Annotated in this window: 23 protein-coding genes; 10 read left to right on the top strand and 13 right to left on the bottom strand. The window is 66.7% G+C overall.

Features of this window, described 5'->3' with window-relative positions; translation table 11 throughout:
• Nucleotides 1–93 precede the first annotated feature (93 nt).
• Nucleotides 94–741 carry a DUF938 domain-containing protein gene (locus tag AC1DIN_RS00560; RefSeq protein WP_476808303.1) on the bottom strand — a complete coding sequence of 216 codons (648 nt, stop codon included), beginning with the start codon at nucleotides 739–741 and terminating at the stop codon, nucleotides 94–96.
• 126 nt (nucleotides 742–867) lie between these two features.
• On the opposite strand from AC1DIN_RS00560, the gene AC1DIN_RS00555 reads away from it, so the two are divergent.
• Nucleotides 868–2,130 carry a hemolysin family protein gene (locus AC1DIN_RS00555; protein WP_441471807.1) on the top strand — a complete coding sequence of 421 codons (1,263 nt, stop codon included), beginning with the start codon at nucleotides 868–870 and terminating at the stop codon, nucleotides 2,128–2,130.
• A 181-nt stretch (nucleotides 2,131–2,311) separates the two neighbouring features.
• On the opposite strand, the gene AC1DIN_RS00550 is transcribed toward AC1DIN_RS00555, so the two are convergent.
• From AC1DIN_RS00550 to AC1DIN_RS00535, 4 genes are all read right to left on the bottom strand, one after another.
• A complete protein-coding gene (locus AC1DIN_RS00550; RefSeq protein WP_476808302.1) occupies nucleotides 2,312–2,626 on the bottom strand; it encodes a hypothetical protein in 315 nt (104 codons plus the stop codon).
• A 162-nt stretch (nucleotides 2,627–2,788) separates the two neighbouring features.
• On the bottom strand, nucleotides 2,789–3,967 hold the full coding sequence (locus AC1DIN_RS00545; RefSeq protein WP_476808301.1) for an FAD-dependent monooxygenase: 1,179 nt from the start codon (nucleotides 3,965–3,967) through the stop codon (nucleotides 2,789–2,791).
• 75 nt (nucleotides 3,968–4,042) lie between these two features.
• Nucleotides 4,043–4,294, bottom strand: coding sequence for a zinc-finger domain-containing protein (locus AC1DIN_RS00540; RefSeq protein WP_476808300.1), 252 nt, complete (start codon nucleotides 4,292–4,294; stop codon nucleotides 4,043–4,045).
• A gap of 77 nt (nucleotides 4,295–4,371) precedes the next feature.
• The gene (locus AC1DIN_RS00535) at nucleotides 4,372–5,349 is read right to left on the bottom strand and encodes a heparan-alpha-glucosaminide N-acetyltransferase (RefSeq protein ID WP_476808299.1); all 978 of its coding nucleotides are present in this window, start codon (nucleotides 5,347–5,349) and stop codon (nucleotides 4,372–4,374) included.
• Between the two features lie 109 nt (nucleotides 5,350–5,458).
• Here AC1DIN_RS00535 and AC1DIN_RS00530 point away from each other — a divergent pair, with 109 nt between their 5' ends.
• Together AC1DIN_RS00530 and cysE are read left to right on the top strand one after the other, a co-directional pair.
• Nucleotides 5,459–6,226 carry an alpha/beta fold hydrolase gene (locus AC1DIN_RS00530; protein ID WP_476808298.1) on the top strand — a complete coding sequence of 256 codons (768 nt, stop codon included), beginning with the start codon at nucleotides 5,459–5,461 and terminating at the stop codon, nucleotides 6,224–6,226.
• Nucleotides 6,227–6,413: 187 nt separating this feature from the next.
• Complete coding sequence (cysE, locus tag AC1DIN_RS00525; RefSeq protein WP_441471704.1) at nucleotides 6,414–7,262, top strand: serine O-acetyltransferase; 849 nt, start codon at nucleotides 6,414–6,416, stop codon at nucleotides 7,260–7,262.
• A gap of 141 nt (nucleotides 7,263–7,403) precedes the next feature.
• On the opposite strand, the gene AC1DIN_RS00520 is transcribed toward cysE, so the two are convergent.
• A complete protein-coding gene (locus tag AC1DIN_RS00520) occupies nucleotides 7,404–8,321 on the bottom strand; it encodes a LysR substrate-binding domain-containing protein (RefSeq protein ID WP_476808297.1) in 918 nt (305 codons plus the stop codon).
• Nucleotides 8,322–8,441: 120 nt separating this feature from the next.
• Here AC1DIN_RS00520 and AC1DIN_RS00515 point away from each other — a divergent pair, with 120 nt between their 5' ends.
• Both AC1DIN_RS00515 and AC1DIN_RS00510 read left to right on the top strand, forming a co-directional pair.
• Nucleotides 8,442–9,764, top strand: coding sequence for an aminotransferase class I/II-fold pyridoxal phosphate-dependent enzyme (locus AC1DIN_RS00515; protein ID WP_476808296.1), 1,323 nt, complete (start codon nucleotides 8,442–8,444; stop codon nucleotides 9,762–9,764).
• 24 nt (nucleotides 9,765–9,788) lie between these two features.
• Nucleotides 9,789–10,286 carry a GNAT family N-acetyltransferase gene (locus tag AC1DIN_RS00510; RefSeq protein ID WP_476808295.1) on the top strand — a complete coding sequence of 166 codons (498 nt, stop codon included), beginning with the start codon at nucleotides 9,789–9,791 and terminating at the stop codon, nucleotides 10,284–10,286.
• 56 nt (nucleotides 10,287–10,342) lie between these two features.
• Here AC1DIN_RS00510 and AC1DIN_RS00505 read toward each other — a convergent pair whose 3' ends face one another.
• The 3 genes from AC1DIN_RS00505 to AC1DIN_RS00495 form a co-directional block, all read right to left on the bottom strand.
• Complete coding sequence (locus tag AC1DIN_RS00505) at nucleotides 10,343–10,684, bottom strand: hypothetical protein (RefSeq protein ID WP_476808294.1); 342 nt, start codon at nucleotides 10,682–10,684, stop codon at nucleotides 10,343–10,345.
• A gap of 294 nt (nucleotides 10,685–10,978) precedes the next feature.
• Nucleotides 10,979–11,701 (bottom strand): class I SAM-dependent methyltransferase, encoded by a 723-nt coding sequence (locus AC1DIN_RS00500; protein ID WP_476808707.1) that lies wholly within the window; start codon nucleotides 11,699–11,701, stop codon nucleotides 10,979–10,981.
• Nucleotides 11,702–12,031: 330 nt separating this feature from the next.
• The gene (locus tag AC1DIN_RS00495; RefSeq protein ID WP_476808293.1) at nucleotides 12,032–13,411 is read right to left on the bottom strand and encodes a serine hydrolase domain-containing protein; all 1,380 of its coding nucleotides are present in this window, start codon (nucleotides 13,409–13,411) and stop codon (nucleotides 12,032–12,034) included.
• 166 nt (nucleotides 13,412–13,577) lie between these two features.
• On the opposite strand from AC1DIN_RS00495, the gene AC1DIN_RS00490 reads away from it, so the two are divergent.
• Nucleotides 13,578–13,790 carry a DUF3126 family protein gene (locus tag AC1DIN_RS00490; RefSeq protein WP_149128549.1) on the top strand — a complete coding sequence of 71 codons (213 nt, stop codon included), beginning with the start codon at nucleotides 13,578–13,580 and terminating at the stop codon, nucleotides 13,788–13,790.
• A 17-nt stretch (nucleotides 13,791–13,807) separates the two neighbouring features.
• Here the strand turns inward: AC1DIN_RS00490 and AC1DIN_RS00485 are convergent, their stop codons facing one another.
• Entirely contained in the window at nucleotides 13,808–14,527 is a 720-nt protein-coding gene (locus AC1DIN_RS00485) for a hypothetical protein (protein WP_441471709.1), read from the bottom strand.
• Between the two features lie 177 nt (nucleotides 14,528–14,704).
• On the opposite strand from AC1DIN_RS00485, the gene AC1DIN_RS00480 reads away from it, so the two are divergent.
• The gene (locus AC1DIN_RS00480; RefSeq protein ID WP_476808292.1) at nucleotides 14,705–15,031 is read left to right on the top strand and encodes a DUF6949 family protein; all 327 of its coding nucleotides are present in this window, start codon (nucleotides 14,705–14,707) and stop codon (nucleotides 15,029–15,031) included.
• A gap of 56 nt (nucleotides 15,032–15,087) precedes the next feature.
• Entirely contained in the window at nucleotides 15,088–15,618 is a 531-nt protein-coding gene (locus AC1DIN_RS00475; protein ID WP_441471711.1) for a gamma carbonic anhydrase family protein, read from the top strand.
• Between the two features lie 143 nt (nucleotides 15,619–15,761).
• On the opposite strand, the gene AC1DIN_RS00470 is transcribed toward AC1DIN_RS00475, so the two are convergent.
• From AC1DIN_RS00470 to AC1DIN_RS00460, 3 genes are all read right to left on the bottom strand, one after another.
• Nucleotides 15,762–16,397 (bottom strand): transglutaminase-like cysteine peptidase, encoded by a 636-nt coding sequence (locus tag AC1DIN_RS00470; RefSeq protein WP_441471712.1) that lies wholly within the window; start codon nucleotides 16,395–16,397, stop codon nucleotides 15,762–15,764.
• A 386-nt stretch (nucleotides 16,398–16,783) separates the two neighbouring features.
• Nucleotides 16,784–17,398 (bottom strand): PilZ domain-containing protein, encoded by a 615-nt coding sequence (locus AC1DIN_RS00465; RefSeq protein WP_441471713.1) that lies wholly within the window; start codon nucleotides 17,396–17,398, stop codon nucleotides 16,784–16,786.
• Nucleotides 17,399–17,458: 60 nt separating this feature from the next.
• On the bottom strand, nucleotides 17,459–18,028 hold the full coding sequence (locus AC1DIN_RS00460; protein WP_441471714.1) for a PAS domain-containing protein: 570 nt from the start codon (nucleotides 18,026–18,028) through the stop codon (nucleotides 17,459–17,461).
• 408 nt (nucleotides 18,029–18,436) lie between these two features.
• On the opposite strand from AC1DIN_RS00460, the gene AC1DIN_RS00455 reads away from it, so the two are divergent.
• Both AC1DIN_RS00455 and AC1DIN_RS00450 read left to right on the top strand, forming a co-directional pair.
• Nucleotides 18,437–19,249 (top strand): rhomboid family intramembrane serine protease, encoded by an 813-nt coding sequence (locus AC1DIN_RS00455; RefSeq protein WP_441471715.1) that lies wholly within the window; start codon nucleotides 18,437–18,439, stop codon nucleotides 19,247–19,249.
• 199 nt (nucleotides 19,250–19,448) lie between these two features.
• Nucleotides 19,449–19,880: a CBS domain-containing protein gene (locus AC1DIN_RS00450; protein ID WP_441471716.1), complete on the top strand. Its 432-nt coding sequence runs from the start codon at nucleotides 19,449–19,451 to the stop codon at nucleotides 19,878–19,880.
• Nucleotides 19,881–19,909 lie beyond the last annotated feature (29 nt).

Below are 19,909 nucleotides of genomic sequence, written 5' to 3'. Positions count from 1 at the left end.
TCGCCGGATTCGCCAGCCCGACGAAGGGACGAGACGGAGGCTTTGCGGGGTTGGCTTGGCAGGCGCCTGCGGCGCTTTCGACGGCGGTTTCTCTCAACCGGCTCGGAAGATCACGCTCAAATTGTTGGCTGGCATCTCGATGACTTGCGGGGTGCCGAAGCCGTTCGCTGCGGCGAGGGTCGTAATCTCTCCGAGGTCGCGGAGGCCCCATTCAGGATCGCGGCTGCGCAGGCTTTCGTCGAAGGCCGCGTTGCTCGGTTCGAGCGGCCGGCCGGGCCGGCGATAGGGGCCGTAGAGGTAGAGTGGGCCATCCGGCTTCAGCAGCAGCCGCGCCTGGTGGAACAAGCCCTCGGTGGCCCTCCAGGGCGAGATATGGATCATGTTGATGCAGAGAATGGCGTCGGCAGCTTCGACCGGCCATTGTGGGGTGCTGGCGTTGAGCATCAGCGGCGGCAGGATGTTTGATAGCCCGGATGCCTGCGTCCAGGCTGCGATGCTTGCCAGCGCGTCGGGAGCGGGATCGCTTGGCTGGAAAGTCAGGGCGGGCAGGGCGGCCGCGAAATGGATGGCATGCTCTCCGGAGCCGCTCGCGATCTCCAGCACAAGCCCGGAAGGCGGCAGCGCATGGCGCAACACGTCCAGGATCGCATCGCGATTGCGCTCGGCGGCCGGCGCCTGCAAGCGGCGGTCGATGCCCGCATGTTCGCCCTGCGTCGGTTGCCAGAACCTCGACTTCGTCATCATTCGCTCACGATTCTTTAGTCTGGCTTATCGCGTTAGTGCAACGATCCGCTATAAGGAGCGTGGAAGCGGGCTGCCAAATGTCGCAGCGCCGCAGCAAACGGATTGGTTTTGTTAACCGAAATCCTGATCGTCCTGGCGCTGACGATCGTGAATGGACTTCTCGCCATGTCCGAGCTCGCGGTGGTTTCGTCGCGGCCGGCTCGCCTCAGGGTCCTTAGCGACCAGGGCAACAAGGGCGCCGCGACCGCGATTCGCCTAGCCGAAGACCCCGGCCGCTTTCTCTCCACTGTTCAGATCGGCATTACGCTTGTCGGCGTGCTCTCCGGTGCCTTCTCCGGCGCCACGCTGGGCGCGCGCCTGTCGGAATGGCTCGGCACCCAGGGTTTTTCGCAATCGGTGTCGGATACGCTTGGTGTCGGCATCGTCGTCGTCGCGATCACCTATCTGTCGCTGATCCTCGGCGAATTGGTTCCGAAGCAGATCGCGCTGCGCGACCCCGAGCGCGTGGCGGCACGCGTCGCTCCCGCGATGTTGTTCATGTCGAAGATCGGCGCGCCACTCGTCTTCCTGCTCGACGTCTCCGGCAAGTCGGTGCTCGCACTGCTCGGCCAGAAGGGCGAAACTGACGAGAAGGTGACCGAGGAGGAGGTGCGCACCATCATTGCCGAGGCGGAGACCGCCGGCGTGCTGGAGCGCGACGAACGCGAGATGATCGCTGGCGTGATGCGACTGGCGGATCGCTCGGCGCGCGCCCTGATGACGCCGCGCCGCGAGGTCGAGGTGATCGACCTGTCGGATAGCGCCGAGGAGCTCCGCCAGCAGCTGAAGGACTGCCGCCGCTCGCGCCTGCCGGTTCAGGACGGCGAGTCGGATTCGATCATCGGTGTCGTGCTGGTGAAGGATCTGATCGACTTCCTGGCCGCGGGCGACATCGAGGAGCTGCGCCGACGTGTGCAGGATGCCCCGATGGTGATGGACACCGCTGACTCCCTGCATGTGCTGCGCGAAATCCGCTCCAGCCGCGTGCATATGGCGCTGGTCTTCGACGAGTACGGCCATTTCGAGGGCATCATCACCCCAGGCGACGTGCTCGAGGCGATCATCGGCGCCTTCCAGGAAGAGGAGGAGGACGAGCCGGCCATCGTGACGCGCGCCGACGGGTCCTATCTCGTTGCGGGCTGGATGCCGGTCGATGAGTTCTCGCACGAACTCGGCATTCCGATCCCGCGCGACGCCGACTTCCAGACGGTCGCCGGCTTCATCCTCGCGGAGATGAACCATCTGCCCAATGTCGGCGAAAGCTTCGACAAGGGGTTCTGGCGCTTCGAGGTCGTCGATCTCGACGGCCGCCGCATCGACAAGATCCTGGTCAGCAGGATCGAATGAGCCTCCAAAGCCGGCTCTCACTCAAAATACAGAGCCGTCTTACCGATTAGCCTGCACCAGCAGGCTGTTCGGAACGGGTTCCAGATCGCCTTGCGTCCCTTCGGACGCGAAGTGGCGATCTGTCCCTTTGTCAAAGCATCGCGTTCTTCCGAAAAGTGGATTCCATTTTTCGGCCAATGCTCTAGCGGCGCGGCTCGTCCGGCTCGATGATGCGGTATTCCGCATCGATCACCTCGATCCGTTCGGTTTGCTGCGGTCCGCCGGCGAAGGGATCGGCACGGTCGAAACCGGCCGCCTTCAACTTGGCCTTGAGCCGCCAGACCGCGATCACGCCGGCTATGGCGACGATCGGGATCAAGATCAGGGCGAGGCTCGCCGCGACCAGAAACAGGGTGATGCCGACGACGAAGCTCGCCGCCATGGCAAGCCATGCTGCCCAGCGCGGCATCGCGCGGGCCCGGCCATTGAGTTGCTCGTAAAGGTTGACGCGGATCATCTTTCTTTCATCCCTCTCCGAACCTACAGATAGGGATGGAATGCGGCGATGACGAGATCAGCTGGAGCGCCGCACGTCTGGCCGGACGCGATGAGGGTAACCTATCTATTTGTTATTGCATCGGATTTTTCCGAAAAGGGGATTCCGCTTTTCGGTCCGATGCTATATGTCGCGCCAGTCGTAAAGCCAGCCATAGCGGTTGCGCAGCCCCTCGGGGCCGAGCCTTTTCAGGGCTAAATCGCGGGCGATGCTGAGCGGCCAGCCGAGATGGTAGTTGCGGCCGTTGCCGCGGCTTTCGTCCTGCACCCGGGCGACGCGCCGGGCCCTGGCTCCCGCATAGGCGGCGAAGGCGGCGGGGACGCCGGCGGCGCCGTCGCGGCCGAGGGCCTCGGCCAGCAGGCGCGCCAGCACGGCGGCATCCTCGATCGCGAGCGAGGCGCCCTGGGCGAGGAAGGGCAGGATGGGGTGGGCGGCGTCGCCCATCAGCGCGATGCGCCCTCCGGCCATGGCGGCGGGCTTGCGGTCGAACAGCGACCAGACCTGCCAGCCCTGCGCCGCACCCGTAAGCTCTCGCAGCGCCGGGGAAGCGCCGGAGAGATGCTCGGTGACGACGCTGGCGTCGCCGTCGCGCGACCAGCCCTCACGGGCTTCCTTGGCCTGGCGGACGACGACGACGTTGATCTCCTTGCCGCCGGCGACGGGATAGTGCACCGCATGCCGGCCGGGGCCGAGATGGAGCGTCACGCGCGGCTTGTCGACGGCGCGGGCCAGCACGACGGCGCGCCAGGCTTCGTAGCCGGTGAAGACTGGCGGCGAGGCATCGCCGGAGAGTTCCCGCACGCGTGACCACAGCCCGTCGGCGCCGATCAGCCCGAGCGCGGAAATCGTCTCGCTGCTGCCGTTCTGCCCGCCGAGCCTGACCGCGACGCCGTTCTCGTCCTGACTCACCTCCTGTACGCCGCGGCCGACCATCAGGCGGATGTTCGGCATGGCGCGCGCGGCGTCGAGCAGGACGGTGTGAAGGTCGTTGCGCCTGAGCATGCGGAACGGGGTCGGCATGTGCTCCGGGCTGGAGGGCATCTCCAACACCTGCGAGCCGTCGCGCCAGCGCCGGATCATCAGCCCGTGCGAGGAGACGCTGACGCGCTTCAGCGGCAGCGTCAGGTCGAGAGCATCGAGCACGCGGCCGGAATTGGAGGTGATCTGGAGACCGGCGCCCGTCTCGCCGAAGCCGGTGCGCTTCTCGACGACGGTGGCGGCGATGCCGCGGCGGGCCAGTGACAGCGCCATGGTCAGCCCGCCGATGCCGGCGCCGGCGATGACGAAATGAGGAGCAGACACGAAGGATGCCCTTGATCGATGGCGCCGGGGAGGGCGCGGGTGCCCCTCAGAACCCGCGCTTCGGCGGAGCCGGCTTCAGGCCGCCTTGGCGGTGTCGTGCCAGGCGCATTCCGGCGGGGTGCATTCGGAGCCCTTCAGCGACGGCTCGTATTTGAACAGCGTCGAGCAGTAGGGGCAGATGATCTCGCTGTCCGAGCCCATGTCGAGGAAGACATGCGGGTGGTCGAAGGGCGGTTTGGCGCCGATGCACATGAACTCGTGCGCGCCGACATGGACGACGGCGACGCCGGGGTCGTTGTGGAAATGCGGAATGCCGGTCGCGGCCATGGTCGTCGCTCTTCAGAAGCTGGAATTCGGGCGCAACCTATCCCGTCAGCCGGCGCGACGCCAGTCCGGGATTTGCATCAACGCTCGCGGAGGCAGGCCTGAGCGAGCGCGCTCACGCGGGCACCTTCGTCCGGTGAGAGCAGGTCGTCGAGCGCCTTCTGCCAGAGCTGCGCGCGCTTGAGCTTGTCGATGGTGCAGCCGCAGACTGCGCGGCAGAGCTGCTGCGGCACGTCGGGCCCGCAGCTGCGCTGGCATTCGGCCCGGAAGGCACGCTCGGCCGGCGGAGGCGGCGGGGCGACGAAGGTCACCAGCGTCAGGGCGGCGATGAAGACCGGCTGGTGGACGAGATAAACGAGCAGGCTGTGGCGGCCGCCCCAGGCGACGATTCGCGTCGCGAGCATGCGAGGGCGCCAGGCCGCGAGCCGCGTGCCTTCGAGGCGTGGCAGCAGCAGGCGCGCCAGCACGATGCCGGTGAGCACGCAGCCGAACCAGGGGAAGACCGGTACGAAATCGGCCGTCTGCAGCGGCGCATGCGAGAAGCCGAGCCAGGACAGCCAGGGGGCGTCGAGCAGCGGGTGGGCGACGAAGCGCGGCAGCGCGAAAGCGAGCACCGCCGATAGCGTCACGACGGCGACGGGCAGCCGCAGGAAGGGCAGGGCCAGCACGCTCGCCAGCGCGATGTGGTGGAGGATGCCGAAGAAGATGAAGTTGCCGGGGATCGCGAACCACGTGCCCAGCGAAACCAGGGCGGCGGCACCGGCGACCATCGTGAGGCGCTTCAGATAGGCGGGGCGGTTGAGGCCCTTGCGCGTGGCCAGGACGAGGCTGAAGCCGACGACGATCAGGAAGGAGCCGGCGATGCAGCGCGCGAAGATCCGCCAGCCTGGCTCGGCGACGACGTCGGTCTCGATCAGCCCGAAGAAGGAGAGATCATAGGCGAAGTGGTAGACGAACATCGCCAGCAACGCGATGCCGCGCGCGACGTCGACGAAGGCGAAGCGGGGCGATTGCGTCGTCGCGGAGGTGGTTGGCGCGCTGTTGGCGGTCTGGCTCATGGCGATAGTTCATAAGCAAGCCGCGCCGCAGCGGCTACCCAAAGCCCGACCTGCATGGCAGGGAAGGGCAACAACCGGTTTCGTCATCCCGCCTCGTTCCGAGATCCGCATGCAGAGCTTTTCCTCCGACGGCGTGAAGATCGCTTTCATCGATCTGGCCCCGACTGGCGACACGCCGCAGCACCGGACCGTGGTGCTGGTCCACGGCTTCGCCTCTTCCCACATGACCAACTGGGTCAACACCCAGTGGACGAAGACGCTGACCCATGCCGGCTACCGCGTCGTCGCGCTCGACGACCGCGGCCATGGCCAGAGCGAGAAGCTCTATGAGCCCGCTGCCTATTCCTCGGAGATCATGGCCGAGGACGTGCGCCGGCTGATGGACCATCTCGACATCCCGCGCGCGGCCGTGATCGGCTATTCGATGGGCGCGCGCATCTCGGCGCATCTGGCGCTGGCGCATCCACGCCGGCTCGATGCGCTGCTGCTCGGCGGGCTCGGCATCCATCTCGTCGAGGGGGTGGGGCTACCGCTCGGCATCGCCGATGCGATGGAAGCGCCCTCGCTCGACGTGCTGACCGACCCGATGCAGCGCATGTTCCGCGCCTTCGCCGAGCAGACCAAGAGCGATCTCAAGGCGCTGGCCGCCTGCATCCGCGGCTCGCGCCAGACTCTCACTGCCGAGCAGGTCGGGCAGATCGCGATGCCGACCCTGATCAGCGTCGGCACGAAGGACGATGTTTCAGGCTCCGGCCCGGAGCTGGCGAAGCTCATTCCCGACGCGGAATCCTTCGCGATCGAAGGGCGGGACCACAACCTMGCGGTCGGCGACAAGAGCCATAAGCAGGCCGTCCTCGACTTTCTCGCGCGTTTGTGAGAACGTCGCGGATGAATAGAGGCAATCTGGAAAAGCGGGCGACGCCAATGTGTTGTCGACATTCCCTGAAAAACTGAATCCGCTGCCTCGCTTTTTGATTCAACTTTGGTCGGCTTGAGCCTTTGGTGCGGACGCCAGCTTGTGGCTAGGCTGTCCTCCTGCTGACGACCCTTTCCGGAGAATGATCATGCCGTCAGGGCGCTCTGCCGTGGAAGCACGCGATCTCACGACCGGCCTCAACCGGCTCGACCCCGTCTGGTCTCGCCTGCGTGGCGAGGCCGAGGCGGCCGTTGCGGCCGAGCCGGCGCTGGGCACTCTCATCGTCGCCTCGATTCTCAACCAACCCTCGTTCGAATGCGCGGTTGCCCATCGCGTCGCGGCCCGGCTCGGCCATCCGGCAGTGACGGCCGATCTGATCGAGCAGGGCTTCGCCGAGGCGATGGCCGATGACGAGACGATCGGCGCCGGCATGCGTGCCGACGTGATGGCGGTGCTCGACCGCGACCCGGCCTGCTACCGCGTGCTCGAGCCGGTGCTGTTCTTCAAGGGCTTCCACGCGTTGCAGTGCCACCGCCTGGCGCATTGGCTCTGGACGCGGGATCGGCGCGATTTCGCGCTCTATCTGCAGGCGCGCTCCTCGGAGGTTTTCCAGACCGACATCAACCCGGCCGCAAAGATCGGCAAGGGCGTGTTCCTCGACCATGCCACTGGCCTCGTCGTCGGCGAGACGGCGGTGATCGAGGACGATGTCTCGCTGCTGCACGGCGTCACGCTTGGCGGCACCGGCAAGCAGGGCGGCGATCGCCATCCGAAAATCCGCAAGGGCGTGCTGATCGGCGCGGGCGCCAAGATCCTCGGCAATATCGAGGTCGGCCAGTGCAGCCGCGTCGCGGCGGGCTCGGTGGTGCTGACAGCGGTGCCGCGCAACAAGACCGTGGCGGGCGTGCCGGCCAAGGTCGTCGGCGAGGCCGGCTGCGCCGAGCCATCGCGCTCGATGGACCAGATCCTCGAAGGCAATTGCGGCGCCTATATCTGAGCCAGGCCCCTATTTTCGGTAGCCCTCATCCTGAGTAGCCATTCCGTTGGGAATGGCGTTTCGAAGGATGTTTCAGGAGGCTCCGGAACCAGCTGGAGCATCCTTCGAGACGCCGGTCGCGCTGCTCCTCAGGATCGGGGCTCACAAGACCGCGAAGGCACTCGGAGAGCCTTCCTGTGCCGAGCGCGCCAGCCATTCCATGATTTCGCCTCGGCGGGCATGCGCGCCGGGGCCGATAGCCGGCGTCAGCGTTGGCCGGTCCGGCGTCGGCATGGCCTGTGCGAAGGGCGCGACGAGCCGCCCGTTCGCGAGATGGGGTGCGACGAGGCTCATCCGGCCCATCAGCACGCCCGAGCCTGACAGGCAGGCATCCAGCGCCAGACTGTAAAGCGAGAAGGCCGGGCCGCGCCCGGAGTCGATCCGGGCTTCGGGAAGCGCAAAGGCAAGCCAGCGCGCCCAGTCGTTGCGCCAGACGGCATCGTGCAGCAGCGTCTGTCGTGCGAGGTCGGCGGCGGACGAGATCTGGCTGGCGAGAGTCGGGGCACAGACCGGCAGGATGGCGTCGTCGCCTAGCTGCTGGGCTCCCGACTCGGCCGATACCCGGTAGAACAGCGCGAGATCGTATGGCTCCCGGCGCGGATCGGGCGGCTCCTCCATGGCGGTGAGCGAGATCTGCAGGTCCGGGAAGGCCTGCTGCAGCGCCGGCAGGCGCGGCGAGAGCCAGAGCTGGGCGAGACAGGGCAGGGCTGCGATAGCCAGCGGACGATGCGGCTCCGCCTCCCGCAGTGCCTGAACGGCCTGACCGAGCATGTCGAAGCCGCGCGTCAGCCTCGGCAGGGCCTCGCGCGCCGCATCGGTCAGGGTGACGCCCTGCGCCAGCCGGCGGAAGACCGGGAAGCCGAGCGTCGCTTCGAGCTGCCGGATCTGCTGAGTCACGGCGCCGGCCGTAACGCCGAGTTCGTCCGACGCCCTGGTGAAGCTCTCCAGCCGCGCCGCCGCCTCGAAGGCGCGCAGCGCGTTGAGCGAGGGCAGGCGCGGGCGGGGCGGTTTGACGGGCACGGCGAGCATCCAGTTCGAGGCTGAGATTTTCTCAGCCTGCGAGCGAGGAATACTCGTTTGCGCGCGACGCGGCAAACCGCTGATATGCCAGAAGGCAGGCGACAGCGGAGGGAAGGTGGCATGACGGCACTGGGCAGGCGCGATTGGGTGCCGCAGGCGAGCGAGGACTATGTGCTCAAGGTCGCCGGCGAGACGGCGAGCCAGCCGCTCGAGGCGATCGCGGCGCGGATCGACACGCTCGCGGCGGAGAATCGCGCCATCCATGAGCGCGACTGCGTCAACCTCAACCCCGCGACCAACGTCATGAACCCGAAAGCTGAAGCGCTGCTCTCGGCGGGGATCGGGGCGCGGCCCTCGCTTGGCTATCCCGGCGACAAATACGAGATGGGGCTGGAGGCGATCGAGCAGATCGAGATCATCGCCGCCGAGCTGGCGGCCGAGGTCTTCGGCGCTGAATATGCCGAGATCCGGGTGCCTTCGGGCGCCATCGCCAATCTCTACGCCTTCATGGTCGCGGCCAAGGCGGGCGACTGCATCATCGCGCCGCCGGGCGAGATCGGCGGCCACGTCACCCATCACGGCGCCGGCGCTGCCGGTCTCTACGGGATCGTCACCCATCCGGCGCCGATCGACCCGGTGAACTACACGGTCGATGTCGAAAAGCTCAGGGCGGATGCACTGCGGCTCCGGCCAAAGCTGATCTCGATCGGCGGCAGCCTCAACCTGTTTCCGCATCCGATCCGCGAGATCCGCGCCATTGCCGACGAGGTCGGCGCGCTCGTCCTGTTCGATGCGGCGCATATGTCCGGCATGATCGCCGGCCATGGTTGGCAGCAACCGCTGGAGGAGGGCGCTCACCTGATGACGATGAGCACCTATAAGAGCCTGGGCGGGCCGCCTTCCGGGCTGATCCTCACCAACGATGCCGAGATCGCGAAAAAACTCGACGCCATCGCCTATCCAGGCCTCACCGCCAATTTCGACGCGGCGAAATCGGCCTCGCTCGCGGTTTCCTTGCTCGACTGGAAAGCGCATGGCCGCGCCTATGCTCAGGAGATGGCCAAGACCGCGAAGGCGCTGGCCGAAGCGCTCTCCGAGCGGCAGGTGCCGGTCTTCGCCCGCGATCGCGGCATGACGACTTCGCATCAGTTCGCGATCGAGGCCGCGCCCTATGGCGGCGGGCAGGCCGCGGCGAAGAAGCTGCGCGCGGTCAACATCCTGTCCTGCGGCATCGGCCTGCCGCTGCCGGCAGTCGCTGGTGACGTCAACGGCCTCAGGCTGGGCACGCCCGAGATCGTGCGCTTCGGCATGACCGCGGCCGATATGCCGGAACTGGCGGGCTACATCGCCGAGGGCCTCAATGGCGCACGCTCCGCCGCGGCCGTGGCGAGGGACGTGACGGCCTTCCGCGTACGATTCCGGGAACTGCATTTCATGCGCTAGGATGGGTTCCGGAGGCAGGAGCTCATGAGCATCGACATCAGGCTCGAGCGGCCGGGCGACGAGGCAGAAATCGCGGAGATCACCACGTCGGCCTTTGCCAAGGCGCAGCACAGCAGCGGCACGGAGGCGGCGATCGTCTCCGGCCTGCGCGAGGCGGGGGCGCTGAGTCTGTCGCTCGTCGCCGTCGAGGGCGGCGGCGTCATCGGCCATGTCGCGTTCTCACCAATCGAGATCGCGGAAGTGATGGGCGCCTGGTACGGGCTCGGCCCGGTTTCGGTCTCGCCCTTGCGGCAGCGCCGCGGGATCGGCGGAGCGCTGATCGAGGAAGGCCTCGCCCAGTTGCGCGCGAGCGGGGCGACCGGCGTCGTGGTGCTGGGCGATCCGGCCTTCTACCATCGCTTCGGTTTTGCCAGCGATGGCGAGTTGCGGTTCGGCGATGCCCCGCCGGCCGCTCTGCAATGGCTGGCCTTCAAGGCGGCGGCGCCGCGTGGCGAGGTGCGTTACCACCCGGCCTTCGGCTGAAGGCGGCCCATTTCCGCGTTTCGAGGAAGCGCGGAAGTGCCCTTGCCGCGCAGTCGTCAGGAGTCGCCAGCTGGCGCAAAAAAGCAGAGTAATTCGCCGGCATCGTTGATGCAGAGATGCCAGTGCCCGTCAGGCGACGGCGTGGCCTTGTCGTAGGGGATTTCGAGCTTCAGGGGCACGCGGCGCTCCTTCGGCCACATCGGGTGTTCGCCCGGCAGCACTGTCACGACGAAGCCGCCATGGACTTCCCGCACGGCCTCTGCCTCCAGCGGCGCGCAGTCGGCGCCGGAGCAGCAGTAGAACGGGTAGTCCCAGCGGCTTGGCGCCTGATGGGAGAATGCGCGCGTCGCTCCCAAGGCAAGCAAAGCCGCCACGGCGATTGAAGCGATCACACGCATCGGCCGGCCCTCGCAATTAAAATGCGGCGCAAAGGCGGCGAATGCGTGGCGGGTGGCGCGGATGATTGCGCCATCGCCGGAAAGCGCTGCTCGCGCCAGGCTGTGCCGTCAGCGTGCCGCACCACCGGGCTCGGCCGTGCGCCGAGCATCCAGGTCTTGTGTGGCTATCGACCTCTGCATGTGCGGGTTCAGGTCGAGGGCCGTGCGCGGTCCAGCGGCAATGTCCGGAGCGGGCGGAGAGCCGACACTGGCGATCTGCCAGCAAGCGGACACCATCTGCCTGCCGGCTCGCAATTAGCCGCGGTACGTAGCCAGGCAGGCGCCCCAAAACAGGCTGGAAAAGTACCATGTTGGCGGCCCAAATCCGGCAGCCTCCAGCAAAGCAGCGACCTCGTTCTCCGATGCGGGCGGATCGGCGCCCTGCAAAATCTTGGCGCGCTTCGCTTCGACTTCGGCGGGCTTTGCTCCGTGCATGCGCCAGCGCTCTGCCCAGGCCGCCAGCAGCAGAGGTTCGGCGGCGTAGGCAAAGCGATTGCCGGCAAGAATGAGTGGAGCGCCGGGTTTCAGCCGTGACGCAATGGAGTCGAGAATGTCGCCCTTGGCCTTTCTTCCCGGGAGATGATGCAGCACGCCGATCAGCGTCGCGGCGTCGAAATCGCGCCCGGCGGGAAGCTCTTGGACATAGCCGATCGCGATCTCCGTCCGATCAAGGAATCCGAGCTCCTGCAACCGCCCCGCCGTAACATCCATCATCTGTGCGGATGGGTCGACGGCGACAAATCTCCAGCCCGGTTCGAGAGATGCGGCGCTGACAATCTCCTGTCCGCCGCCACCAGCCCCAACGGCGAGCACTCGGGCTGCGTTGCCCGGACCTAGCGTCGCCGCCAGCATGCAGGCCGAAAGCTCATGACAAGCTTCGTAACCTGCCAGCGCAATGCGGCTCTGGAGGAGATACTCGCCGGCGCGGTCGGCGTCGAATTTCGCGACGGAGATGGGCGTCGGTTCAGCAGAGGCCATGGCTACCTGGCGAAGTTTTGCGAGTGCCCGCGTCGTTGTTGGGCGACATGAGCCTTTCAATTGCTCATGCAGGCCGCCACGGCAAGATTTCGACAGCCAGGGGCAGGGCGCGCCTTGCGCATGGCGCTTCTGCCCAAGAGCGGACGCCGGCAATGCCCGAGATGAGCTGAGAGCGGCCATGGAATGCTGGCATGGCACACGCAAAATTACGACTCTGGCGCATCGGAAACGGCGATGTCCGAGAGCGAAAGTGACGACCGGTTGCTCGCCAGAAGGGCGAGCATGAAGGGGGCAGGGACCCGGGCTCGAGACCCGAATGTGCGGATGCCGTCAGGCTCCCTTAGGGGGCTCATAGCGCGCCAGCATCTCGGCGCGCATTTCCTCTTCGCCGACGAGACGGCCGCCGCCGAGGCGAACGGAACGCACGGCGCCGGTCTCGTCGCGCTGGAGTTCCGCCGTCTCGCCGGGGCTGCTGAAGCCGGAGGCGCGCGTGATGCGGCCGCGATCGGGCGCCTCCAGCGTAATCTCGGGGGCGTCGAGGAAGGGCATGAGCAGGGCCGGGGCGGTGACGAGCACCTGCTTCCCGACCGGGACGAGATCATTCGCGCCCCAGATGGTCCACCAGCGGCCGGCCCAATCCCGCGCTTCCGCCGGCGGCGCGCCGCGCTCGGCGAAGGTCTTGAGGATATGGGCGACGCCGTCGAGCCAGGGGTGGGCGAGGCCGTCGATGGCGTTGGTCAGCACCGCGACGGTAAGGTCCTGCTCGGGGAAGACGCAGGTGCGGGTGATGAAGCCCTGGAAGCCGCCGGAATGGCCGAACCAGCGCCAGCCGCCTTCGCCGCCGGAGATGGTCCCGAGGCCGTAATGGCGCCCCAGGCTCGACTCGTCGTCCGGCCAGAGGCGCCGCGTCATCTCACGGCGGCTGAGGGCCGAGAGGATGCTGGTCTCAGCCTTCGGCGAGAGCTGCGCGAAATAGCGCGCGACATCGGCGGCCGTGGCGACGAAGCCGGCGGCGGAGGTCATGGCGTGGCCGGGATTGTCGGCGGGGATGACGACGCGCCGGCCGAGCGGCTGCGTGCCGCTATGGCCCTTCGCCATGGGGCGGTGGCCCCAGAGCTCGATATCGGCCTTGGTTTCGAGCAGCCCGGCCTTGGAGACGACCTCGTCGGTGATCCACTCATCGTAGCTCAGGCCCGTCACCGCCTCGATGACGAGGCCGAGCAGGGCGAAGCCGTGATTGGAGTATTTGAAGCGCTGCGAGCCGGAATAGACCGGAGCCACGGCGAGATCGGCGAGCAGTTCCGCCTTGCTGCAATAGGGTTTGCGGTCGAGGAACTGGCCGTTGTCCGGCCCGTCGCGGGTCAGGCCCGCACTGTTGGAGAGCACCTGCTCGATGGTGACGTCGGCGATCTCGGGATGCAGCCCGTCGATGAAGCGGCCGACCTTGTCGTCGAGCCGCAGCCGGCCTTCCTCGACCAGGCGCAGGATGCCGGCCGAGGTGAAGCTCTTGGAATGGGAGGCGATGCGGAAGCCGTGGCGCGGCGTCAATGCCTCGCCAGTCGCGAGGTTCGCGCTGCCGAAGGCGGTTTCGAGCACGATCTCCGTGCCGCTCGCAATCGCGACGGCACAGCCGGGCTGGTCGTGGTAGCGGCGCTGGAATTCGAGCCAGCTCGCGACATAGGCGAGGGCGGGGGCAAGCCATGGCTTCATAGGTCGGCATCCGGCACGGTTGCGGCAGGTGGCCAGCATCGCATGATTCCGCCGGCTGCCGGCAAGCCGTGGAGATGTAGGACGGCCATGTGCGGGGCGGCTGCTTTCGCTTGCCCTTCACGGCCTGCCGTGGCATCGCTCCCGGCCAATCGAAAGGACCCTGATCGTGGACAAGAAAGAACTCGCCAAGCTCGAAGCCTATCTGCGCCGCACCTTCAACAACCACGCGATCAGCGTGCGCGCCCGGATGAAGAAGACCGACTCGGCCGAGGTCTATCTGGGCGAGGAGTTCATCGGCATCATCCATGTCGACGATGAGGATGGCGACCGCTCCTTCAACTTCACCATGGCGATCCTCGACGTCGATCTCGAAGACTGAGGCCGCAGCGCGACGGGCTATCTGATCAGCCCGTCGAGCGTCTGCCGCACGCCGCCGAGCATCAGCGCCCAGTCGGCGATGATGCTGCGCGGGAAGCGGATGTTCACATCCATGCCGCGATGCTGGAAGGTGATGCGGCAGGGCTCGTCGAGATGGGCGGCGGTCTCGATCGGGCAGCGCGCAGCGAAGCCTTTCCCGTCCGGAACCGAGACATAGAATTCGTCGCCCTCGAAGGGTGAGCCCTTGCGGAAGCCGCGCACGACCAGCCCGCCGGGATTCGACCAGACAGTCGGCGTCAGGAAGCGGGCATAGGTCGCAAGCTGGCGCGCCGGCTCGTTGACCTTGTCGGGCGGGCTCAGCGTGATCAGCAGGCGCTTCCTGTTCTGCGGCTGAGCCGGGCCGAGGTTCGGCCAGCCGAGCCGCAACCGAGCCATGCCGACGAGGCGGCTGGTGTCATCGTCCTCGTCGAGCCCGGTCAGATCCTTCGGGATCAGCAGGGCGACGTTGCCGACACGGGCCGGCTGCAGCGCGGCGGGCTCCTCGGGGCGGCGATGGGTCAGATAGAGCCCGAGCCCGGTTGCCAGCGCGCCTGCTAGCATGATCAGCAGCGCGACCCTGAGCAGGGCGCCATCAGCACGCGGCAGGGGCGCGCGTGGCCGCTGCAAGCGTGTGCGCACCATCGAGGTGAGATGGGCGGCCTGCTGGCCGGGCCGGTGATGAGACAGAGACGCAGTCATTCCGGATACTCTCGCCCGATCCTTCGGACCGGCTCCGAATCACTGAAACACCACCGGCTTAACGGGGCGTAAACCATAACCGGGTGTTTATCGTTAACTATCGGTAAAGACTTGCCTTCACAGTTCGTAAACCATGCGGCAGGCTCTCGCGCGTCATTCCGGGGAGGGACCGCGCTCGTGACCATTCAGCCTGCCGCGATCGAAGCGCTCCAATCGCTTCTCATCGGCTTTGCCTTCGCAGGGCTGCTGGCCAGCGCGTTCGAGCTGTTCACCTCGCATCGGGCCGACTTCAAGCTGTTGGAGATGGGCGGTCTTGCTGCTGTCGCGAGCGTGCCGGTCGTGGTCTTCAGCGCGCCCTTCCTGATCCTGCGCGATACCGCGCGCAGCCGGCAGATCGAAGGGCGGCCCTTCATGTTCGTGATGATCGCCGGCATGACGGCCGGGGTCTGGGGCATGGCTTCCGGCCGGGTGGTGCTCGATCTACTGCACGTGCTCGGCGCTTGACGGCGAGGGGCTGTCGTCTGCAATCCTCAGGCGGCCGAAGCATCAGGATATCGCTCATGCCGCTCTACGCGCTCGATGGAACAAGACCCGACGTGCCGGGCGAGGGGGCCTGGTGGCTGGCGCCCGATGCGCATGTGATCGGACACGTAAGGCTCGCTGCCGATGTCGGTATCTGGTTCGGCGCCGTCCTGCGCGGCGACAATGAGTGGATCACCATCGGCGAGGGCAGCAACATCCAGGAAGGCTGCGTTCTGCACACCGATATGGGCTTTCCGCTGACCGTGGGAGCCAATTGCACGATCGGCCATCGCGCGATTCTGCATGGCTGCACGATCGGGGAGAACAGCCTGGTCGGCATGGGCGCGACCGTGTTGAACGGCGCGAAGATCGGCCGCAACAGCCTCGTCGGCGCCAATGCGCTGGTGACCGAGGGCAAGGAGTTTCCCGACAATTCGCTGATCGTCGGCGCGCCGGCGCGGGCGGTGCGGACGCTGGACGAAACGGCCGCGGCAGGGATCACCGCTTCAGCCCAGGCCTATGTCCGGCGCTGGCGGCAATTCGCGGCCGGTCTCGAAAGGCTGGACTGAGAGCTAAAAAAAGAAGCGGGCCGGCCTTCCGGGGAGGAAAGCCGGCCCTGGCGAAACCCGATCCTTGGGGACGGGTGGGTGGGGACGTGACCGAGCCTCGCCGTCCTATCGCCGCAGCCGCCTGGTGGCTGCGGAAACCTTCATCAGCGCTGCACCGAGGCGACCGTCGGGGTCTGCGCGCCGCCGAGCGAGGTCCAGCCCGTGCGGTACTGCGACTCGCGCTTGACGTAGACGTAGCCAGTCTGGCTCCAGGGCAGGATTGCGTTGCGCTTGTTGTCGAGCACGAAGTCGCCGCGGTCGGTGCGGATCATCAGCACGGCGTGGCCGGCGTTCTCCTCGTCGATCACGACGGTCATCAGCATGGCGCGGCGCGGCAGCCCGGCTTCGGCGAGGCGCTTGCGCTTCAGCAGCGCGTAGTCCTCGCAATCGCCCTTGCCGTCGGTCGGGATGTCCCAGCGATCGACGACACCCCAGTGCTCGTCGTCGGTGACGGCCTCGATCTCCCGATTGACGCTGTTGTTGATGGTGACGATCGTCTTCCACAGCTTGGCGTTCAGCTCGACGCGCTCCGGCTCGCGGGTGTCGGTGCGGCATTCGGACGGTGTGCGCTTGCAGAAGTCCGTCCACGCATAGGGCGCGCGGGCATCGCCAGAGGCTTCGGCCGGAAGGCTCGCGACCGGGATGCCGACCGAGCCTTGAGCATTCGCCACGGTTGCTCCACCGAGCGTGACCAGAGCGGCGAGTGCGGTACCAATCAGATTGCGATGAATTGAGAGCATGTCGTCCCCTTTCTGTCCCGGGGCTGACGATGCGTGCAGGCAAATGGATTCCGGCTGAAATGGAAACGTACAAATTTATGTATTCGACCGAGCGGTCAGCGAAGAATAGATCAGTATCAATCTTGCTGGAATGGGGAAGTAACGATTCGTATCAATCGCACAACGGGATGTTAACCATTAATTCTTTGTTGTTCGGTAGAGGATCATTAACTTACGCATCCCTTAAGCGGGGGGTGTGGAGCCAGCGCGCCAGCTGCCTGCGCTCCGGCTGCGACGCCGCCACGGAGTTCCAGTTTCACAAGAGGATGCCGAGATCGCCGCACGACGTGGCCGCGCAAATTCGGCCGCTCAGGCGGTTTGCGCGAAGCGGCCGGCCGGGCCGGCTTTCAGAGCTCGAGGTTTTCGTCGAGCAGATCGGCGGAGAGCGGGAAGCGGAATTCCGCCGCGTAGCCGCCGTCGAAGCGGCGCACGATCCGCGCCGGCGTCGAACCGATCCGCACCGCAGTGTTGATCGGCAGATCGAGATCGCTCGAAAAGGCGGCGCCCGAGAGCGAAATGTCGACGATGCGGACGACGTATTCCAAGCCGTCCTCCATCGTGAGAATGGAGCGCGGATTGCGCGGCACGACACGCTCGTGTCGGCGATCTTCCGGCAGGCCGAGCTCCTCGCGGTTGGCGAGCCAGGTGAGCTGGGCCGTGAACTTCTCGCGCTTGCGGCTTGTCGCGGTGATGGTCATCGCGAAGCCTTCCAACGTCGTACGGACGCAGGTGCCTTCGATCCGGCCGAGATGTTCGAGATAGGTGATTACGCGGTCGCCCGGCTTGGCCTTGGCCGGAGCGGCCATGTGCACGCCACCGGGCGAGATGTCGATCGTCTGACAGGGATATTCCATGCGGTTGGGCAGCATGTAGCGGCCCAGCAGCACCACCTTCATACGGTGATGCCGCCTGCGCTCAGCAGGAATGGCAGCCGTTCGGGGCGTTTGGAGCGCGCTCAGCATCTATGACCGACCTAGATTCGGGCGGATCGTAGGCGCGGTCTGGTTAACGGATCGTTCCGATCAGGCGCGTCCGCCCGGCAGGACGACGAGACGCGGCGGCTCCGCTCGGCGTGCTGCCGCGGGCGGACGCGAGGCGGCGGCGGGCCAAAGCATCCGCAGCGAGATCATGCGCATCGACTCGATGGTATCGAGGCCGAGCCAGTCGGGCGAGACCGCCGGCGAAAGTGCGCCGAGAATGCGTGCATGGGTACGGCCGCGATAGCGCAGCGGCAGCAGCAGCAACTCCAGGTAGATCGGCGCGCCGGTCCTGGATTCCCCGGAGAGACCGGCGACGGCGCCGGCGCTCTCGTCCATCACGGTCTGGACGAGGCGGCGCATGTCGCCTTGCGATTCGACATCCGGCCAGAGCGCCGTGAAGGCCCGCCCCCTCAGCTCGTGCCCGATCAGCGCGCAGAGGCGCGTTCCCGCCAGACGGAAGACGGGGCCGATGGGCTCGTTCTCCAGCACGAAGGTGTCGGCCAGCGCAGGGCGCAACGCACCGGGTTCGATCTCGCCACGCTCTGGCGCGGCCCGCTCGCCACGCAGCGCGTCCCAATATTCGAAAACCAGACGTGTGCTTGTGTTTTTCATCCTGCGCCCATGCTGCCGGCTGCGCCCCCCGGGACGGTGCGGCGACCGAGATTGGCGCAGAACCGTTCGAAAGAGAGACGAATCGCTTCCCCTGATTACCGAAGACGCATTCGCCATGCCGTCTTGCCACCGTCGTCTGAGTCGGGGGAGGCAGGCGGGGGCATTAGGGTTAACCAAATCTTACCTTTGTGGAAGATCGCTAGAATGCGTATAAAATGCTTTGGAATTCGCGGGCGCTGAGCCTGCCCGCAATGCGAGGTGGAAGGGGGCGTGACCTTGCCGTCCGGTGCTACCGGGCGGCGTCACAGCCTGCGGAGAAGGGGAGGGCGCGAGCCACTCCCCTTTTTCGTTGCATCATGTGCAGGGGGTGCTTGCGCGGCATGGACGCTTCGGCAAGTGTGACGCCGCATGGCTTTTCAAGATCCTCCCCGGCCGGCACGTGAGCCGGCGCTCAACCTGCCTCCGGCCGTCGTCTGGCTGCTCGCCGCTCTGGCGCTCATCCAGGCGGGCCGTTCCTTGCTGTCCGACTATGACGATTACGTCCTGATGTCGTGGCTGGCCTTCGTGCCGGCGCGGCTGACGCTGTGGCTTTCGCCCGGGCGGCTGGAGGACGTGGTCGGCGCGATGGCGCAATCCACGGCGGGGCAGGATGTGGTCGAGAGGCTGCAGCTCGTGCGGCTGCTCCTCGCTGACGGCGGCGTCAGGCTCTGGACCCTGCTGACCTACGGGTTCCTGCATGGCTCCTGGCTGCATCTGGTGTCGAATGCGGTCTGGCTGGCGGCGTTCGGCAGTCCGGTGGCGCGGCGGCTCGGGACGAGCCGCTTCCTCAATCTGATGGCACTTTCGACGATCGGTGGTGCGCTGCTGCACTGGTGGTCGCGCGAACTCGACGTCCTGCCGCTGGTCGGCGCGTCGGCCGGCGTTTCCGGAGCCACCGCGGCGGCGATTCGTTTCGTCTTCGCTCCAGGCCTGCGCTTCGGTGAATTGGGCAACGATGAGGTGGTGCGGGCGATCCCGGCCGAACCGCTCGGCCAGCTCTGGCGCAATTCGCGCGCGCTCCTGTTCATCGCCATCTGGTTCGCGACGAACATCCTGTTCGGGGCGGGGCTGGTGCCGATCCTCGGCGAGGAGACGAGCATCGCCTGGGAAGCCCATATCGGCGGTTTCGTCGTCGGGCTGCTGCTGTTTCCGCTGTTCGATCGAGGCACGCTCAGGCGCTGAGCGGCGGGGTTCGATCCGGAGGGAGATAGCGTTCGGCGAACGGCTGGCGAGCCTTGCCTGCGCCGGTCTCTTCCCCCACACTCTCAATCATTGCGAAGCACTCTTCGAGCCGATCCGGCATCGCGAGGTTGCCGGTGGCTCGCGGGGTTCCAGCGGAACCGCGCGCCGGCAATTGGCGCGCCTGCGAGGAGGGACTTCCATGAATGTCGAGAAGCTGCTGGGCGACAAGGGACGCGAAGTCATCTCGGTGCTGCCGCACCGGACGCTGGCCGAGGCGATCCGCACGCTGAGCGAGAAGCGCATCGGTGCCGTGGTCGTCATGGGGGCCGACGGAGCGCTGGTCGGCATCCTGTCCGAGCGCGACATCGTCCGTGCGCTGGGAGAGCATGGTGCCACGGCATTGGAGAGTGCGGTGTCGCGGTCGATGACGTCCAAGGTCGTGACCTGCCGGCCGCAGACCAGCGTCGATGAGTTGATGGAAATCATGACGATGGGCCGCTTCCGCCATATCCCGGTGGTCGAGAACGGGCGCGTCACCGGCATTGTCTCGATCGGCGACGTCGTCAAGCATCGCGTCGCGGCGATCGAGGCCGAAAGCCAGGCGATGCGCGACTATATCGCGATGGCCTGACGGGTATTGCATCGGACCGGAAGTGGAGC

Source organism: Allobosea sp. 05T438, from assembly GCF_056396025.1.
The sequence above is the reverse complement of the archived record's forward strand: the minus strand, read 5'-3'. Positions and strand labels throughout refer to the sequence as shown.

Bases quoted from the DNA above. Each gene is read 5' to 3' on its own strand.
- AC1DIN_RS00560 (WP_476808303.1), bottom strand. From the start codon at position 741: ATGACGAAGTCGAGGTTCTGGCAACCGACGCAGGGCGAACATGCGGGC.
- AC1DIN_RS00550 (WP_476808302.1), bottom strand. From the start codon at position 2,626: ATGATCCGCGTCAACCTTTACGAGCAACTCAATGGCCGGGCCCGCGCG.
- AC1DIN_RS00540 (WP_476808300.1), bottom strand. From the start codon at position 4,294: ATGGCCGCGACCGGCATTCCGCATTTCCACAACGACCCCGGCGTCGCC.
- AC1DIN_RS00535 (WP_476808299.1), bottom strand. From the start codon at position 5,349: ATGAGCCAGACCGCCAACAGCGCGCCAACCACCTCCGCGACGACGCAA.
- cysE (WP_441471704.1), top strand. From the start codon at position 6,414: ATGCCGTCAGGGCGCTCTGCCGTGGAAGCACGCGATCTCACGACCGGC.
- AC1DIN_RS00515 (WP_476808296.1), top strand. From the start codon at position 8,442: ATGACGGCACTGGGCAGGCGCGATTGGGTGCCGCAGGCGAGCGAGGAC.
- AC1DIN_RS00510 (WP_476808295.1), top strand. From the start codon at position 9,789: ATGAGCATCGACATCAGGCTCGAGCGGCCGGGCGACGAGGCAGAAATC.
- AC1DIN_RS00505 (WP_476808294.1), bottom strand. From the start codon at position 10,684: ATGCGTGTGATCGCTTCAATCGCCGTGGCGGCTTTGCTTGCCTTGGGA.
- AC1DIN_RS00500 (WP_476808707.1), bottom strand. From the start codon at position 11,701: ATGGCCTCTGCTGAACCGACGCCCATCTCCGTCGCGAAATTCGACGCC.
- AC1DIN_RS00495 (WP_476808293.1), bottom strand. From the start codon at position 13,411: ATGAAGCCATGGCTTGCCCCCGCCCTCGCCTATGTCGCGAGCTGGCTC.
- AC1DIN_RS00485 (WP_441471709.1), bottom strand. From the start codon at position 14,527: ATGACTGCGTCTCTGTCTCATCACCGGCCCGGCCAGCAGGCCGCCCAT.
- AC1DIN_RS00475 (WP_441471711.1), top strand. From the start codon at position 15,088: ATGCCGCTCTACGCGCTCGATGGAACAAGACCCGACGTGCCGGGCGAG.
- AC1DIN_RS00470 (WP_441471712.1), bottom strand. From the start codon at position 16,397: ATGCTCTCAATTCATCGCAATCTGATTGGTACCGCACTCGCCGCTCTG.
- AC1DIN_RS00465 (WP_441471713.1), bottom strand. From the start codon at position 17,398: ATGCTGAGCGCGCTCCAAACGCCCCGAACGGCTGCCATTCCTGCTGAG.
- AC1DIN_RS00460 (WP_441471714.1), bottom strand. From the start codon at position 18,028: ATGAAAAACACAAGCACACGTCTGGTTTTCGAATATTGGGACGCGCTG.
- AC1DIN_RS00455 (WP_441471715.1), top strand. From the start codon at position 18,437: ATGGCTTTTCAAGATCCTCCCCGGCCGGCACGTGAGCCGGCGCTCAAC.
- AC1DIN_RS00450 (WP_441471716.1), top strand. From the start codon at position 19,449: ATGAATGTCGAGAAGCTGCTGGGCGACAAGGGACGCGAAGTCATCTCG.